Source organism: Dryocola baronae (assembly GCF_051297175.1).
In the GTDB taxonomy this organism is placed as follows: Bacteria; Pseudomonadota; Gammaproteobacteria; order Enterobacterales; family Enterobacteriaceae; genus Dryocola.
Genome location: NZ_JBINNY010000001.1, coordinates 3,678,416 through 3,694,686 on the forward strand (window position 1 = coordinate 3,678,416; position 16,271 = coordinate 3,694,686).

Genomic DNA, 16,271 nt, shown 5'->3' on the forward strand with positions numbered 1-16,271 from the left:
CCAACGACAGGTTTACCCGCAGGCCTGGTTATCAACCTCGCCTTTCACTTAATTCATTACAACGGAAGTAATTTTATGCCAAATCGCTATACCAAAACCCCGAATCTCCCGACGCTGAGCACCCCTAAAATCAAGATGATGTATGACGACGCGGCCGGTTACATCTACCGCGACGGCGCGATGTGCCACGACGGCACCCCGACCTTCCGCGGCACCGCCGCTTCCGGCGCTATCGTCACCATCCTGATGGACGGCAAGGCAATCGGCACCGCCGAAGCAGACGACTACGGCGAATGGAGCTTCACGCCGAAATCCCACCTCGGCAACGGCGAACACGCCTTCACCGCTACCGCCGAGCTGCACGTGCCGGGCATGGGCACAATCCACAGCGCGCCGTCCCTGTCTTACGGCGTGTACATCAGCGCCTACGGGGAAGCGGAGCCAGAGCCTCAACCTGAACCACAGCCTGAACCTCAGCCTCAGCCTGAACCTCAGCCAGAGCCTCAACCTGAACCTCAGCCACAGCCACAGCCGGAGCCGGAAGATCAACCGAGCCTCAGCGCGCCTAAAATCGAGATGATGTATGACAACGCGGCCGGTTACATCTACCGCGACGGCGCGCTCTGCGACGACGGCACCCCGACCTTCCGTGGCACCGCCGCTTCCGGCGCTATCGTCACCGTCCTGATGGACGGCAAGGCAATCGGCACCGCCGAAGCAGACGACTACGGCGAATGGAGCTTCACGCCGAAATCCCACCTCGGCAACGGCGAACACGCCTTCACCGCTACCGCCGAGCTGCACGTGCCGGGCATGGGCACAATCCACAGCGCGCCGTCCCTGTCTTACGGCGTGTACATCAGCGCCTACGGGGAAGCGGAGCCAGAGCCTCAGCCTGAACCTCAGCCAGAGCCTCAACCTGAACCACAGCCTGAACCACAGCCACAGCCGGAGCCGGAAGATCAACCGAGCCTCAGCGCGCCAAAAATCGAGATGATGTATGACGACGCGGCCGGGTACATCTACCGCGACGGCGCGATGTGCCACGACGGCACCCCGACCTTCCGCGGCACCGCCGCTTCCGGCGCTATCGTCACCATCCTGATGGACGGCAAGGCAATCGGCACCGCCGAAGCAGACGACTACGGCGAATGGAGCTTCACGCCGAAATCCCACCTCGGCAACGGCGAACACGCCTTCACCGCTACCGCCGAGCTGCACGTCCCGGGCATGGGCACAATCCACAGCGCGCCGTCCCTGTCTTACGGCGTGTACATCAGCGCCTACGGGGAAGCGGAGCCAGAGCCTCAGCCACAGCCGGAGCCGGAAGATCAACCGTCCCTCAGCGCGCCAAAAATCGAGATGATGTATGACGACGCCGCCGGTTACATCTACCGCGACGGCGCGCTCTGCGACGACGGCACCCCGACCTTCCGTGGCACCGCCGCTTCCGGCGCTATCGTCACCGTCCTGATGGACGGCAAGGCAATCGGCACCGCCGAAGCAGACGACTACGGCGAATGGAGCTTCACGCCGAAATCCCACCTCGGCAACGGCGAACACGCCTTCACCGCTACCGCCGAGCTGCACGTCCCGGGCATGGGCACAATCCACAGCGCGCCGTCCCTGTCTTACGGCGTGTATATCAGCGCCTACGGGGAAGCGGAGCCAGAGCCTCAGCCCGAGCCACAGCCTGAACCTCAGCCTGAACCGGAAGATCAACCGTCCCTCAGCGCGCCAAAAATCGAAATGATGTATGACGATGCGGCCGGGTACATCTACCGCGACGGCGCGCTGTGCGACGACGGCACCCCAACCTTCCGCGGCACCGCCGCTTCCGGCGCTACCGTCACCGTCCTGATGGACGGCAAGGCCATCGGCACCACCGAAGCAGACGGCTACGGCGAGTGGAGCTTCACGCCGAAATCCCACCTCGGCAACGGCGAACACGCCTTCACCGCTACCGCCGAGCTGCACGTCCCGGGCATGGGCACCATCCACAGCGCGCCGTCCCTGTCTTACGCCGTGTACATCAGCGCCTACGGGGAGCCAGAGCCTCAACCTGAACCACAGCCTGAACCTCAGCCTGAACCGGAAGATCAACCGTCCCTCAGCGCGCCAAAAATCGAAATGATGTATGACGATGCGGCCGGGTACATCTACCGCGACGGCGCGCTGTGCGACGACGGCACCCCGACCTTCCGTGGCACCGCCGCTTCCGGCGCTACCGTCACCGTCCTGATGGACGGCAGGGCCATCGGCACCACCGAAGCAGACGGCTACGGCGAGTGGAGCTTCACGCCTGCATTCCAGCTTAGCAACGGCGAACACGCCTTCACCGCTACCGCCGAGCTGCACGTCCCGGGCATGGGCACCATCCACAGCGCGCCGTCCCTGTCTTACGGCGTGTATATCAGCGCCTACGGGGAAGCGGAGCCAGAGCCGCAGCCTGAACCTCAGCCAGAGCCTCAACCTGAACCTCTGCCACAGCCTGAACCGGAAGATCAACCGTCCCTCAGCGCGCCAAAAATCGAAATGATGTATGACGATGCGGCCGGGTACATCTACCGCGACGGCGCGCTCTGCGACGACGGCACCCCGACCTTCCGCGGCACCGCCACCGCTGGCGCTACCGTCATCGTCCTGATGGACGGCAAGGCCATCGGCACCACCGAAGCAGACGGCTACGGCGAATGGAGCTTCACGCCTGCATCCCACCTCGGCAACGGCGAGCACGCCTTCACCGCTACCGCCGAGCTGCACGTCCCGGGCATAGGCACAATCCACAGCGCGCCGTCGCTGTCTTACGGCGTGTACATCAGCGCCTACGGGGAAGCGGAGCCAGAGCCGCAGCCCGAGCCACAGCCTGAACCTCAGCCACAGCCGGAGCCGGAGCCGGAAGATCAACCGAGCCTCAGCGCGCCAAAAATCGAGATGATGTATGACGACGCCGCCGGGTACATCTACCGCGACGGCGCGCTGTGCGACGACGGCACCCCGACCTTCCGTGGCACCGCCGCTTCCGGCGCTACCGTCACCGTCCTGATGGACGGCAAGGCAATCGGCACCGCCGAAGCAGACGGCTACGGCGAATGGAGCTTTACGCCGAAATCCCACCTCGGCAACGGCGAACACGCCTTCACCGCTACCGCCGAGCTGCACGTCCCGGGCATGGGCACCATCCACAGCGCGCCGTCCCTGTCTTACGGCGTGTACATCAGCGCCTACGGGGAAGCGGAGCCAGAGCCAGAAACTCGGTATGATGAGACTCCTGCGATCGAGGTTCCGGTTGAGCCAACGACCCCGGGGCTGAACATTCCCGTTATCGTGGCCGTGGTGGGTAACGACCGCGACGTTTACCAGGGCGATACCACCAAAGACTCCACGCCAACCCTCTTTGGCGCGGGTAACCCAGGCCAAACCGTGGCGGTTTATGACAACGACAGGATGATTGGAAAGGCGGAGGTTAACGAAAACGGCGCGTGGAAACTGACGCCGTCCGAGCCGCTGTCCAACGGCGAACACACCTTCACGGTAAACGTGATAGACGATTATGGCGTTGTCACCAGCCCAACCTCGCACGGCTTCAGCCTGACTACCGCGTCCGGCGGCCTGCTGACTCACGAGATCAGCTTTGATTTCGACAGTCTGCAAGCGCCTGCACCTGGCCTGAACAGCAGCTGGAACGGCACCGCTTCCGATCTGCTGGTGAAGGATGAAGGCGAGCTGTTCAGCGATAAGCCATCTTCTGCCTCGGCGGATGAAGCGCTGAATACGCTCTCTGCCAGCACCGAAACCGCAGCGCCGACCGATTTCACATCGGCGTCATATCAGCAGACGGGCTTTGAAGAAACGCATTACGTCCAGGTAATGTAACCCCAAGCCCGGCCAGCGCGACCGGCCGGGCTTTTTACAATTTATGAGCTCAGCTCATAAGCTCATCTCGATTCCATCTATAGTCACCGCCCCCTGCCCCGCCTAAAGTTAACGCCGTCCTTATCCCTTTCATTACGGAGTTCACTATGCAAAAACGACAGTTAGGAAACAGCGGCTTAGAAGTTTCCGCCCTTGGCCTCGGCTGCATGGGGTTAAGCTTCGGCTACGGCCCGGCGACGGACAAACAGCAGGCGATCGGCCTTATCCGCTCGGCCGTTGACCAGGGCGTGACCTTCTTTGACACCGCCGAAATCTACGGCCCGTTCACCAACGAATCACTGCTCGGCGAAGCGCTGGCCCCGGTGCGCGATAAAGTCGTCATCGCCACCAAGTTCGGCTTCGACCTGCCCCAGCCGGATAACAGGCAGGTGCTGAACAGCCGCCCGGAACATATTCGCCAGGCGGTAGAAGGCTCGTTAAAACGCCTGAACATCGACACCATCGATCTGCTTTATCAGCATCGCGTTGACCCGAACGTGCCGATTGAGGACGTGGCGGGGACGGTAAAAGAGCTGATCGAGGAAGGGAAAGTCAAACACTTTGGCCTTTCGGAGGCCGGTGCGCAGACCATCCGCCGCGCCCACACGGTGCAGCCGATCACGGCGCTGCAAAGCGAATATTCGATGTGGTGGCGCGAGCCTGAGCGGGAAATTATCCCCACGCTGGAAGAGCTTGGCATCGGCTTCGTGCCGTTCAGCCCGCTGGGCAAAGGTTTTCTGACCGGCGCTATCAGCGACAGCACCACCTTCGACAGCAACGACTTCCGCAACGTGGTGCCGCGCTTCACGCAGGAAGCCCGCAGGGCGAATCAGGTGCTGGTGGATACGCTGGGCGACATCGCCCGCCAGAAGGATGCAACGCCCGCGCAAATCGCGCTGGCCTGGCTGCTGGCGCAGAAGCCGTGGATCGTGCCGATTCCCGGCACCACCAAGCTTCATCGCCTGCAGGAAAATCTCGCCGCGGCGGCGCTGACCCTGGGCGTTGAAGAGCTGAAGAATATTGAAGCCGCGCTGACCGCCATTGAGGTGCAGGGCGCACGTTACCCGGAAGCGCTGCAAAAAAAACGTCGGCAGATAAAAAAAGGGGCTGAATGTCAGCCCCTTATATTTAACGACTCATCTGCACCGAAAGAGAACGAATGTCGTTGCCGGTTGGCGACTGGTGAATGCGCAGGCCAAACTCGTCAACGACGGCGAAGATATGCTCGAAGATATCCGCCTGAATGGCCTCGTATTCCAGCCACATCACGGTGTTGGTGAAGGCGTAAACCTCAAGCGGCAGCCCTTCCGCGCCGGGTGCAAGCTGGCGCACCATCAGCGTCATGTCTTTGCGAATGCGCGGGTGGTTTTGCAAATACTCATTGAGATAGACCCGGAACGTGCCGACGTTGGTCATGCGGCGGGCGTTCAGCACCGATTCCGCGTCGCCGCTGTGCGCGCGGTTGTACTCCTCGATCTCACGGCTGCGCGAGTCCATATAGGGCCGCAAAAGCTTTGCTTTAATCAGCCGCTGCTGCTCTTCCTCGGACAGAAAATGGATGCTGGTGGTGTCGAGGTTGATGCTGCGCTTGATGCGACGCCCGCCGGACTGCGACATGCCGCTCCAGTTTTTGAACGCGTCCGATACCAGGGCGTAGGTAGGGATGGTGGTAATCGTGTTATCCCAGTTGCGGACTTTGACCGTCGTCAGGCCGATATCCGTGACCGCGCCGTCCGCGCCGTATTTTGGCATTTCCAGCCAGTCACCGAGCTTTAGCATGCGGTTTGCGGAAAGCTGAATCCCCGCCACCAGTCCCAGAATCGGGTCTTTAAACACCAGCATTAATACCGCCGCCATCGCACCCAGGCCGCTAATAAGGATTGCCGGAGACTGCCCGATAATCCGCGAAATCATCATAATACCGATGACGATCGCGCTGATTAACTTAACGCCCTGAAAGATACCTTTTAGCGGGATATTTGAAGCGATGGTAAGCTTTTGCGAGAAATTATAAATCACGTCCAGCAGGGAGAATAAGGACAGCAGCGAGTAAAGCATTATCCACAGCTGCGCGGCAATAATCAGAATGGTGCTGACGTCGCTGCCCTTTTGCAGCCAAAGCACCGCCTGAATATTAACGATAATACCCTGGAGCGTTAGCGCAAGCCGCTGAAAGAGTTTGTTTTCCGTGATGATTTTCAACCACAGATGCTCGCTGGTTGCGGCGCGTTTTTCAAAGCTGCGCAGCACGAGGCCGTGAAGAATAAAGTGCACCACCAGCGAAAATATAAAAATAATAGACAGAACCATAATTAGCGAGGTTGTCTGATTTACGACAATCCCGAAATTATTTAAAAATGCAGCCAACTCTTTCATGATATCTCCTTTAAATCAGGGCATATCATGCCGCGTCACGCCAGGCGCTGCAACCCTGGACATATATTTGAACAGGTTGAACTTACTTTACAATAATAGGGATTGAGGAATAACTGAAGGGTTGGATTTTGCTGGCTGTGCGGTAGTGAACGGCCTGATGCGAAAGACTGGATCAATTCATATTTCTAAGCTGCCTGTACGGCAGTGAACACGCTGCTCCGCCTGCTCCAGCGCCGCTATCATTTCTAAGCTGCCTGTACGGCAGTGAACACGACACAGGGGTTTACATCGAAGCGGCGCGTTTTCTAAGCAGCCTGCACGGCAATAAACTGAGTTTCTGGAATATAGGTGGGCCAACCTGATTCCTAAGCTGCCTGCACGGCAGTAAACACAGTAAAACAGACGGAACCAAAAGCGGCTTGTTTCTAAGCTGCCTGCACGGCAATAAACCAATTGCTGGCGCTTCAGCGGCTTTTGTCTCCTTTCTAAACTGCCTGCACGGCAATAAACATCGAGTGAGATCGTGCCACTGTGAGCGTAACTTTCTAAGCTGCCTGCACGGCAATAAACAGGAACATTACCCCGTTAACCCTATGTTTAAAAACCCTTAATTGCTTTTTACCTCGCTATACCCTTTTTTATCCCCTTATCAATCCACTCTTTTAAATCAATAACTTAACAAGCGCCTCAAAAAGGGTTCATCCCCTAAACCTCAGCGCCTCAACAAACAAAGAGAACGCGGTGGTGTGCTGTTTGCGGCTTGGATAATAAAGGTAATAGCCGGGGAACGGCTCGCACCACTCTTGCAGTACGCGCACCAGCTGTCCGTTCGCCAGCTCTTCCTGCACGGTGTCTTCTGGCACCATGGCGAGGCCAAGGCCTAGCTTTGCGACGTCGATGCGCTGGTGCAGGCTGTTAAAGGTCAGCTGTCCGTCGACGCGCACCCTCAGCTCGCGCCCTTCCTTTTCAAACTCCCAGGCGTAGATGCCGCCTAGCGTCGGCAGACGCATGTTGATACAGCGGAAACGTTGGAGATCCTGCGGCGTGGCGGGCGTGCCGTGGCGGGCCAGAAAATCAGGGGACCCGACTACCGCCATGCTGAAATCCGGGCCGATGCGCACCGCAATCATGTCTTTGGCGACCTGCTCGCCCAGGCGCACGCCCGCGTCAAAGCGCCCGCTGACGATATCCGTCAGCGCGTTGTCGACGCTCACCTCGACGTTGATATCCGGGTAGTCGGCCAGAAACGTTTTCAGCACCGGCCACAGTACGGACTGCATGCCGTGCTCCGCCGCGTTGATGCGAATGTTGCCCGCTGGCCGCTCGCGCATCTCGCTCAGCGCCAGCAGCTCGTTTTCCAGATCCGCAAAGCGCGGCGCGAGGCTGTTGACCAGTTTTTCGCCCACGTCCGTAGGCGCAACGCTGCGGGTGGTTCGCGTGAGCAGGCGCAGCTCGAGGCGTTCTTCAAGGCCGCGAATCGCATGGCTCAGGGCCGATTGGGAAACGCCCAGCTTCGCGGCAGCTTTGGTAAAACTGCGCTCGCGGGCGACCACCAGAAAAGAAATTAAGTCGTTGAAATTCTCTTTTAACATGCCGATTCAGCCCGCGTTGAGTGAAGGAAAACATCATTATAGGCTCATTTATGAATTGAATTCATAGCTCCTTGCGGGTTATGCCGACTAATCGCCCTCGGGGATGTTACCTATACTTCTGACTGACGTTGTTTTAAATAACCCCGGCAGCGCATGCCGAAGCGGAGGAAGAAGTGGAAGAAAAACTGAAAATTATCCCGGCGGGATCGCAGCCTTCTCAGACCGGCCCGGAGAACTACTTCACCGGCAGAGTACGCATCGATGCTCCTTTCCAGGCGATAGCGCCTGCTCGCGTTGGCGGCGCGGCGGTGACCTTTGAACCGGGCGCCCGCACGGCCTGGCATACCCATCCCCTCGGCCAGACGCTGATCGTTACCCAGGGTCGCGGCTGGCTGCAGGAATGGGGCGGTCATATTCGCGACATACATCAGGGCGATATTGTCTGGATCCCGGAAGGCGTCAAGCACTGGCACGGCGCAACGCCTGACAACGCCATGACGCACATCGCCATCGCCGAATCCCTCAACGGCAGCCCGGTAGAATGGCTGGAGCAGGTGACCGACGATCAGTACAAAAAAGATATCTAACCCAGGAGTAACAACATGACGATGAAAGTTCTCGGCTATGCGGCGCAAAGCGCTCAGGTTCCTCTGGCGCCGTTTGAATTTATGCGACGCGACCCGCGCCCGGATGACGTTGTCATCGAAGTTATGTACTGCGGAGTTTGCCACTCGGATTTACACCAGGCGCGCAACGACTGGGGGTTTAGCACCTATCCGCTGGTGCCGGGCCACGAAGTTATTGGCCGCGTCGCGTCGGTCGGCAGCAACGTTAGCAAGTTCAAGCCGGGCGACTACGCCGGGATTGGCTGCATGGTGGACTCCTGCCGCGTCTGCCACCCGTGCCAGGAGGGGCTTGAGCAGTATTGCGAAGAGGGCAACGTGCAGACCTACAACGGCGTTGACCGTCACGACCACCAGCCGACCTACGGCGGCTACTCGCAGGCGATTGTCGCCTCGCAGGATTTTGTTCTGAAAATGCCCGAGGGACTCGACCTGAAAGGTGCCGCCCCGCTGCTGTGCGCGGGCATTACCACCTGGTCCCCGCTGCGCCACTGGAACGTCGGCAAAGGCAGCAGGGTTGCGGTGATCGGGCTTGGCGGCCTCGGCCATATGGCGCTGAAGCTTGCCAACGCGCTGGGTGCCGAGGTGACGCTGTTCACCCGTTCGGCCAGCAAGGAGGAAGATGCCCGTCGGCTGGGCGCGCATCACGTCGTGCTGTCAACCGACGACGCGCAGATGGCGGGCGTGCAGAACCAATTCGATCTGATTATCGACACCGTCCCCTACGTTCACGACATCAACCCCTATATGCCGACCCTGACGCTGGACGGCACGCTGGTGTTCGTCGGCCTGCTGGGCGACGTGGAGCCGCCGGTGAGCACCCTGCCGCTGATCCTGGGCCGCCGTTCCGTCTCCGGCTCCGCTATCGGCGGTATTAAAGAAACCCAGGAGATGCTGGATTTTTGCGCCGAACACGGCATCGTGTCCGATATCGAAATGATTGATATTAAAGACATTAACGAGGCCTACGAGCGCCTGCTGAAAAGCGACGTGAAGTACCGCTTTGTGATTGATATGGCGACGCTGCGGGCGTAGTGAAATCCAAACCGGTGAATGGCGCTGCGCTTACCCAACCTACGAGACGTTGATTTGTAGGGCGGATAAGCGAAAGCGCCATCCGCCAGCTTTTATGCACGCAGCCTGAGAGTAATTTTTAACAATTCATTTCCACCAGGGTACAATCGCGCAACACACATTCAGCCCGGTGGACCGCACGGTTGTCATCCCTCTTTTCTCTGTCACGTCATAAATGGCCTTCGGCGATCGCCCTGCTTGCGATGCTGATGCTGTTTATCGCCCCGGTGATTTCTAAATCGCTGGAGCACAGGCGTATGGCGGAAATGGGCAACCACGGCGAACATCACATGATGATGGACATGGGGTCGATGGAGATGCCCACCTCCCCGCACCTGATGCCGGGGATGGGCGCGTCGCTGATGGACGATATCGCCTGCGGATACTGCCAGCTGCTGCTGCACATCCCGCTTATCGTCTGGCTTTTTATTCCGTTTATCTGGCTGGCTTGGCGTATTTCCCGCGCGCCGCCGCCCCCGGTTATTGCCGCCATTCTGGCGCAGCACGACGATGCCCAGGCCCTGCCCCGCGCCCCGCCCGTGGTGCCGTTTCGTTAAACCCCTTTTCTTTTAACGTTATGGCTATGCCACAGGATCGCTATGTCTATTCCTCAGCCCCGGCTCGCCCCGCGCGGCGCGCTGCTGACGCTTTTGCGTCGCCTGCATTTTTACATCGGCCTGTTCGTCGGCCCGTTCATCTTCATCGCCGCGCTCACCGGCACGCTCTACGTGCTGACGCCGCAGATTGAAAACGCGCTTTATCGCGAGGCGCTGCGCACCGAGGATGTCGGCCCGCAGCAGTCGCTTTCACAGCAGATTGCCGCCGCGCGTCGGTATATCGGCGAAGATGCCGCAATTTACGCGGTGCGTCCTGCTCCGCAGCCCGGCGATACCACCCGCGTGCAGTTTGTCGACCCGACGCTCGGGGAATCGGAATCCCGCGCCGTTTTTGTCTCCCCTTCAAGCCTTGCTATCAAAGGCGATATGCCGGTTTACGGCACCAGCGGCGTGCTGCCGCTGCGGACCTGGATCGACCAGTTTCACCGCGCGCTGCTGCTTGGTGACGTCGGCAGGCTTTACAGCGAGCTGGCCGCCTCGTGGCTTTGGATTGCCGCGCTCGGCGGCGTGGCGCTGTGGCTGACCTCGCGCCCGAAGAGAAAGCGCAAAGTGCGGCAATCCCCGCAGGCCAAAGCGCGGCACTGGCACATCACGCTGGGTGCCACGCTGCTGCTCGGGCTGCTGTTCTTCTCGGCGACGGGGCTGACCTGGTCGCAGTGGGCGGGCGGGAATATCGACAGGCTGCGCAGCGAGCTGGGCTGGATGACGCCGCAGGTGAACACGGCGCTCACGCCGCAAAGCGGCCACCAGCATCACGACCCCCACGCGGAACACCACGCCATGATGCCGGGAATGGCAATGCCGCCTGCGGTCGACAACGATACCTGGGACGGCGTTCTGCGCGCGGCCCGCGCGGCGGGCATAGCGTCGGACAAAATCGAAATCCGCCCCGCCCGCGCGGCGGATAAAGCCTGGACGGTGACCGAAATCGACCGCGCGTGGCCGACGCATGTTGATACCGCAGCGGTCGATCCGAACGGCTTTAAGGTCATCGACCGGGTGCATTTTGCCGACTTCCCGCTGATTGCCAAACTCACGCGCTGGGGCGTTGACGCCCACATGGGCGTGCTGTTCGGGCTGCCCAACCAGCTGCTGCTGGCGGCGTTTGGCCTGGGATTATGCGCGATGATTGTGCTCGGCTACCGGATGTGGTGGCTGCGCCGCCCGGCGATTTCCGCGAGCAGCCCGGTTCAGACCCTAAGCGCGGCCTGGCTTGCGCTGCCAATGCCGTGGCGCATCGCCGTGCTGCTGGCGAGCGCCGCGCTCGGCTGGTGCCTGCCGGTGATGGGCGTGAGCCTGCTGATGTTTATTGCTGCGGATATCGGGCGCTGGCGTTTGACGTCGATGAAGCCGCAGGTTTCCTAGCTTTCCCCCTCACCCTAACCCTCTCCCTCAAGGGAGAGGGGACTGGATCGGTTCTCCCCTCACGCTCGTTTTAATGCCTTCTCCTGGAGGGGAGTTTCCGGCGCCTGGTTTCTCCCTCTCCTGGGGGAGAGGGGACTGGATCGATTCTCCCCCTCGCGCTCGTTTTAACGCCCTCTCCTGGAGGGGAGTTTCCGGCGCCTGGTTTCTCCCTCTCCTGGGGGAGAGGGCCGGGGTGAGGGCGCCCACTCCCCAACCCCCTTCTCGATTGGTCCTACCAATCCCACCAAAAACGTGACCACTTTGTGCATAACGGCAAAAAAGCCAACATAAATATTGCCATCAATTAACACAAAGTTAACCATTAAACCTCAATTACCCTACATCGCCGAATTGGTCCTACCAATTGAGCGAAATAATAATAAGCACGTCACGTTCCGGAGATCCTGCATGCAAGTCTGGCAACAAGTCTACGATCCGGCGGGCAACATCTGGCTATCCAGCCTGGTCGCCGCCCTGCCCATACTGTTCTTCTTCTTCGCGCTGATTAAGCTGCGCATGAAGGGCTACATGGCCGCGACGCTGACGGTTGGCCTTGCGCTGCTCGTCGCGCTGTTCTTCTACCGCATGCCGGTTGACCGGGCGCTGGCGTCCGTGGTGTACGGCTTCTTCTACGGGCTGTGGCCGATTGCGTGGATAATCATCGCCGCCGTCTTCGTCTATAAAATCTCGGTGAAGACCGGCCAGTTCGACATCATCCGCTCCTCGATTCTGTCCATCACGCCCGACCAGCGCCTGCAAATGCTGATCGTCGGCTTCTCTTTCGGCGCGTTTCTCGAAGGGGCGGCGGGCTTTGGCGCGCCGGTCGCGATTACTGCCGCGCTGCTCGTCGGCCTCGGCTTTAACCCGCTTTACGCCGCCGGGCTGTGCCTGATTGTCAACACCGCGCCGGTTGCCTTTGGGGCGATGGGCATTCCCATTATCGTCGCGGGCCAGGTCACCGGGCTGGACAGCTTTCAGATCGGCCAAATGGTCGGCCGCCAGCTGCCGTTCCTGACGATTATCGTGCTGTTCTGGATCATGGCGATCATGGACGGCTGGCGCGGCGTCAAAGAAACCTGGCCCGCGGTGATGGTCGCCGGAGGCTCGTTTGCCGTCGCGCAGTATCTCAGCTCCAACTTCCTCGGCCCCGAACTGCCGGACATCATCTCCTCGCTGGTCTCTCTGGTCTGCCTGACCGCCTTCCTGCGCGTGTGGAAGCCGGTGCGCATCTTCCGCTTCGGCGACGTGGGCGCGTCGGTCACGGACCAGACGCTCGCCCGCAAAAACTACAGCCCCGGCCAGGTCGTGCGCGCGTGGATGCCGTTTATCTTCCTGACCGCCACCGTTACGCTGTGGAGCATTCCCCCGTTCAAGGCGCTGTTTGCGCCAGGCGGCGCGCTTGCCGACTGGGTGTTTAACTTCTCGGTGCCGTTCCTCGACAGGCTGGTCGCCAAAATGCCGCCGGTGGTCGCGCAAAGCATGGCCTACGCGGCGGTGTATAAATTCGACTGGCTGTCGGCCACCGGCACGGCGATTCTGGTAGCGGCGCTTATCTCCATCGTCTACCTGCGCATGAAGCCGAAAGCGGCCATCGACACCTTCGGCGAGACGATTCGGGAGCTGGCGCTGCCGATCTACTCCATCGGCATGGTGCTGGCATTCGCGTTTATCTCGAACTACTCCGGCCTGTCTGCAACGCTTGCCCTGGCGCTTTCCCACACCGGACACGCGTTTACCTTCTTCTCGCCGTTCCTCGGCTGGCTCGGCGTGTTCCTCACCGGCTCCGATACCTCGTCGAACGCGCTCTTTGCCGCGCTGCAGGCCACCACCGCGCAGCAGATTGGCGTGTCGGACCTGCTGCTGGTTGCCGCCAATACCACGGGCGGCGTGACCGGCAAGATGATTTCGCCGCAGTCCATCGCCATCGCCTGCGCCGCCGTGGGCCTGGTGGGCAAAGAGTCCGACCTGTTCCGCTTTACCGTTAAACACAGCCTGATCTTCACCTGCATGGTCGGGGTGATTACTACACTTCAGGCATACGTACTCACCTGGATGATTCCATGACACAAGCCCAGCCGCGCCTGGCCGACCACCTTGCCGAGCGCGTTAAGACATTGATTGATGAACGTAAGCTGGAGGCGGGCATGCGTTTGCCCGCCGAACGCCAGCTCGCCGCCGAGATGGGCGTCTCCCGCTCGTCGCTGCGCGAAGCCATTCAAAAGCTGATTAGCGAAGGCGTGCTCGTCAGCCGACGCGGCGGCGGCACCTTCGTGCGTTACGAAGTCCAGCCCTGGTCCGAGCAGCGCATCGTTCAGCCGCTGAAAACGCTGGTCGAAGACGACCCCAACTACCGCTACGACATCCTCGAAGCGCGGCACGCCATCGAGGCAAGCACCGCCTGGTACGCGGCGATGCGCGCCACGCCCGCCGACAAAGAGAAGCTCATCGCCTGCTTCGATGCCACCGTCGCCTTTAAAGAAAGCGACGACCCGGACCTGGCGGCCCAGGCGGACGTGCGCTTTCACTTAGCCATCGCCGAAGCCTCGCACAACGTCGTGCTGCTTCAGACCATGCGCGGCTTTTTCGACCTGCTACAGTCCTCCGTGATGCACAGCCGCCAGCGCATGTACACCGTGCCGAGCATTTTTGCCGGGCTGACCGAACAGCACAACGCGCTGCTGCAGGCGATTCTGGCGGGTGACCCAGAGCGGGCGCGCCGCGCCGCCAAAACACATCTCGGTTTTGTGCATTCCACCATCAAAACCCTGCACGAAGACGAAGCCCGGCAGGCGCGCATCACCCGCCTGCCGGATGAAAATACCGACGTAACAAGGGAAGAAAAACCATGATTATTTCCGCAGCATCCGACTACCGCGCCGCCGCCAAACGCGTCCTGCCGCCATTTCTGTTCCACTATATCGACGGCGGGGCGTATGCCGAACACACGCTGCGCCGCAACGTGGACGACCTGGCACAGGTGGCGTTGAAGCAGCGCGTGCTGAAGAACATGTCGGCGCTGAGCCTGGAAACCAAGCTGTTCAACGAAACGCTGTCGATGCCGGTGGCCCTGGCGCCGGTTGGGCTTTGCGGGATGTACGCCCGCCGCGGCGAAGTGCAGGCCGCAAAGGCCGCCGCGGCGAAAGGCATCCCCTTCACGCTTTCCACCGTTTCCGTCTGCCCGATTGAGGAAGTCGCGCCGGAAATCGACCGCCCGATGTGGTTCCAGCTTTATGTCCTGAAAGACCGGGGATTCATGCGCAACGCGCTGGAGCGCGCGAAGGCCGCCGGGTGTTCGACGCTGGTGTTTACCGTAGATATGCCCACGCCGGGCGCGCGCTATCGCGATGCGCATTCCGGCATGAGCGGCAGCAACGCGGCGATGCGCCGCTACTGGCAGGCGATTACGCATCCGCAGTGGGCGTGGGACGTCGGCGTCAACGGCCGCCCGCACGACCTGGGGAATATCTCCGCCTATCTGGGCAAGCCGACCGGCCTTGAGGACTACATCGGCTGGCTGGCGAACAACTTCGACCCGTCGATTTCCTGGAGCGATCTGGAGTGGATCCGCGAGTTCTGGGACGGCCCGATGATCATCAAAGGCATTCTCGACCCGCAGGACGCCAAAGACGCGGTGCGCTTCGGCGCTGACGGCATCGTGGTGTCGAACCACGGCGGCCGCCAGCTCGACGGCGTGCTGTCATCGTGCCGCGCCCTGCCCGCCATTGCCGACGCGGTCAAAGGCGATATCGCCATTCTTGCCGACAGCGGCATCCGCAACGGGCTGGACGTGGTACGCATGATCGCGCTGGGTGCAGACACGGTGCTGCTGGGCCGCGCCTATTTATACGCGCTTGCCACCCACGGGCAGGCGGGCGTCGCCAATCTGCTGAACCTGATTGAAAAAGAGATGCGCGTGGCAATGACGCTAACGGGGGCGAAAACCATCGCCGAGATTAGCCCGGACCTGCTGGTGCGCGAAGGGCTGAAGGACATTCTTTCGCCGCAAGGAATGGCGGTTGGATTTTAGAGGGGAAACGTTGTCTCCAGAGGGGTCTGGAGACAACTGCACTACGGATTTGCCGGCGGATTAGTTAAGTTTGTAATCCAGCGTGATCTCAGCTTTCAGCAGCTGCGATACGGGGCAACCCGCCTTGGCTTTCTGAATGATTGTGTCAAACGCGCCTTCTTCGATACCCGGCACTTTGACGGTGCTGTTAAGCGCGATTTTGGTAATCGCAAAGCCGCCGTCTTTCTTGTCCAGCGACACATCGGCGGTGGTATCAATGCTGTCCGGCGTATAGCCTTCTTCACCCAGCATCAAAGACAGCGCCATAGAGAAGCAGGCCGCGTGCGCCGCGCCAATCAGCTCTTCCGGGTTAGTCCCGGCGGCACCTTCAAAACGGGTATTAAAACCGTAGGGCTGCTGCTTCAACGCGCCGCTTTCGGTGGATACCGTGCCTTTGCCGCGTTTGATATCACCTTCCCAGTGAGCCTGCCCTTTCTTATGAATGGTCATCTATTCGCTCCTTTTTTATTTACACAAAGCGTAAGTATAGAAGCGGAATCGGAGCTTGCCCGCTAACTCGGAGCAATCCGGGGAAAACCAAAGGCGCATCAAGAGGGCTTATCGGCTTTAGGCGTTGCTCCAAAAGCCGCAAAAATAAATCGAA

General features: G+C 60.3%; 10 protein-coding genes and 2 pseudogenes. 9 read left to right on the forward strand and 3 right to left on the reverse strand.

Features of this window, described 5'->3' with window-relative positions:
- The first annotated feature begins 75 nt into the window (after positions 1 to 75).
- Together ACSPHG_RS17505 and ACSPHG_RS17510 are read left to right on the forward strand one after the other, a co-directional pair.
- Positions 76 to 3,876 carry an Ig-like domain-containing protein gene (locus ACSPHG_RS17505; protein WP_435954759.1) on the forward strand — a complete coding sequence of 1,267 codons (3,801 nt, stop codon included), beginning with the start codon at positions 76 to 78 and terminating at the stop codon, positions 3,874 to 3,876.
- Positions 3,877 to 4,022: 146 nt separating this feature from the next.
- A pseudogene (locus tag ACSPHG_RS17510) lies at positions 4,023 to 5,000 on the forward strand (aldo/keto reductase); the annotation flags it as partial.
- 43 nt (positions 5,001 to 5,043) lie between these two features.
- On the opposite strand, the gene ACSPHG_RS17515 reads toward ACSPHG_RS17510, so the two are convergent.
- Positions 5,044 to 6,291 carry a mechanosensitive ion channel family protein gene (locus tag ACSPHG_RS17515; protein ID WP_435954760.1) on the reverse strand — a complete coding sequence of 416 codons (1,248 nt, stop codon included), beginning with the start codon at positions 6,289 to 6,291 and terminating at the stop codon, positions 5,044 to 5,046.
- Between the two features lie 698 nt (positions 6,292 to 6,989).
- Positions 6,990 to 7,883 carry a LysR family transcriptional regulator gene (locus tag ACSPHG_RS17520; RefSeq protein ID WP_435954761.1) on the reverse strand — a complete coding sequence of 298 codons (894 nt, stop codon included), beginning with the start codon at positions 7,881 to 7,883 and terminating at the stop codon, positions 6,990 to 6,992.
- 173 nt (positions 7,884 to 8,056) lie between these two features.
- Here ACSPHG_RS17520 and ACSPHG_RS17525 point away from each other — a divergent pair, with 173 nt between their 5' ends.
- The 7 genes and pseudogenes from ACSPHG_RS17525 to lldD all read left to right on the forward strand — a co-directional run bounded on the left by ACSPHG_RS17525 (position 8,057) and on the right by lldD (position 15,628).
- Entirely contained in the window at positions 8,057 to 8,470 is a 414-nt protein-coding gene (locus ACSPHG_RS17525; protein ID WP_435954762.1) for a (R)-mandelonitrile lyase, read from the forward strand.
- Positions 8,471 to 8,485: 15 nt separating this feature from the next.
- Positions 8,486 to 9,541, forward strand: a complete 1,056-nt coding sequence (locus ACSPHG_RS17530) for an NAD(P)-dependent alcohol dehydrogenase (protein WP_435954763.1) — start codon at positions 8,486 to 8,488, stop codon at positions 9,539 to 9,541.
- Between the two features lie 182 nt (positions 9,542 to 9,723).
- Positions 9,724 to 10,137, forward strand: a complete 414-nt coding sequence (locus tag ACSPHG_RS17535; protein WP_435954764.1) for a DUF2946 domain-containing protein — start codon at positions 9,724 to 9,726, stop codon at positions 10,135 to 10,137.
- Between the two features lie 42 nt (positions 10,138 to 10,179).
- Positions 10,180 to 11,532: pseudogene (locus ACSPHG_RS17540) on the forward strand (PepSY-associated TM helix domain-containing protein); the annotation flags it as partial.
- 477 nt (positions 11,533 to 12,009) lie between these two features.
- Entirely contained in the window at positions 12,010 to 13,665 is a 1,656-nt protein-coding gene (lldP, locus tag ACSPHG_RS17545; protein ID WP_435954765.1) for an L-lactate permease, read from the forward strand.
- On the forward strand, positions 13,662 to 14,450 hold the full coding sequence (lldR, locus tag ACSPHG_RS17550; RefSeq protein ID WP_435954766.1) for a transcriptional regulator LldR: 789 nt from the start codon (positions 13,662 to 13,664) through the stop codon (positions 14,448 to 14,450). Before lldP ends, lldR begins: the two co-directional genes overlap by 4 nt.
- On the forward strand, positions 14,447 to 15,628 hold the full coding sequence (gene lldD, locus ACSPHG_RS17555; RefSeq protein WP_435954767.1) for an FMN-dependent L-lactate dehydrogenase LldD: 1,182 nt from the start codon (positions 14,447 to 14,449) through the stop codon (positions 15,626 to 15,628). Before lldR ends, lldD begins: the two co-directional genes overlap by 4 nt.
- A gap of 60 nt (positions 15,629 to 15,688) precedes the next feature.
- Here the strand turns inward: lldD and ACSPHG_RS17560 are convergent, their stop codons facing one another.
- Positions 15,689 to 16,117 carry an OsmC family protein gene (locus ACSPHG_RS17560; RefSeq protein WP_435954768.1) on the reverse strand — a complete coding sequence of 143 codons (429 nt, stop codon included), beginning with the start codon at positions 16,115 to 16,117 and terminating at the stop codon, positions 15,689 to 15,691.
- Positions 16,118 to 16,271 lie beyond the last annotated feature (154 nt).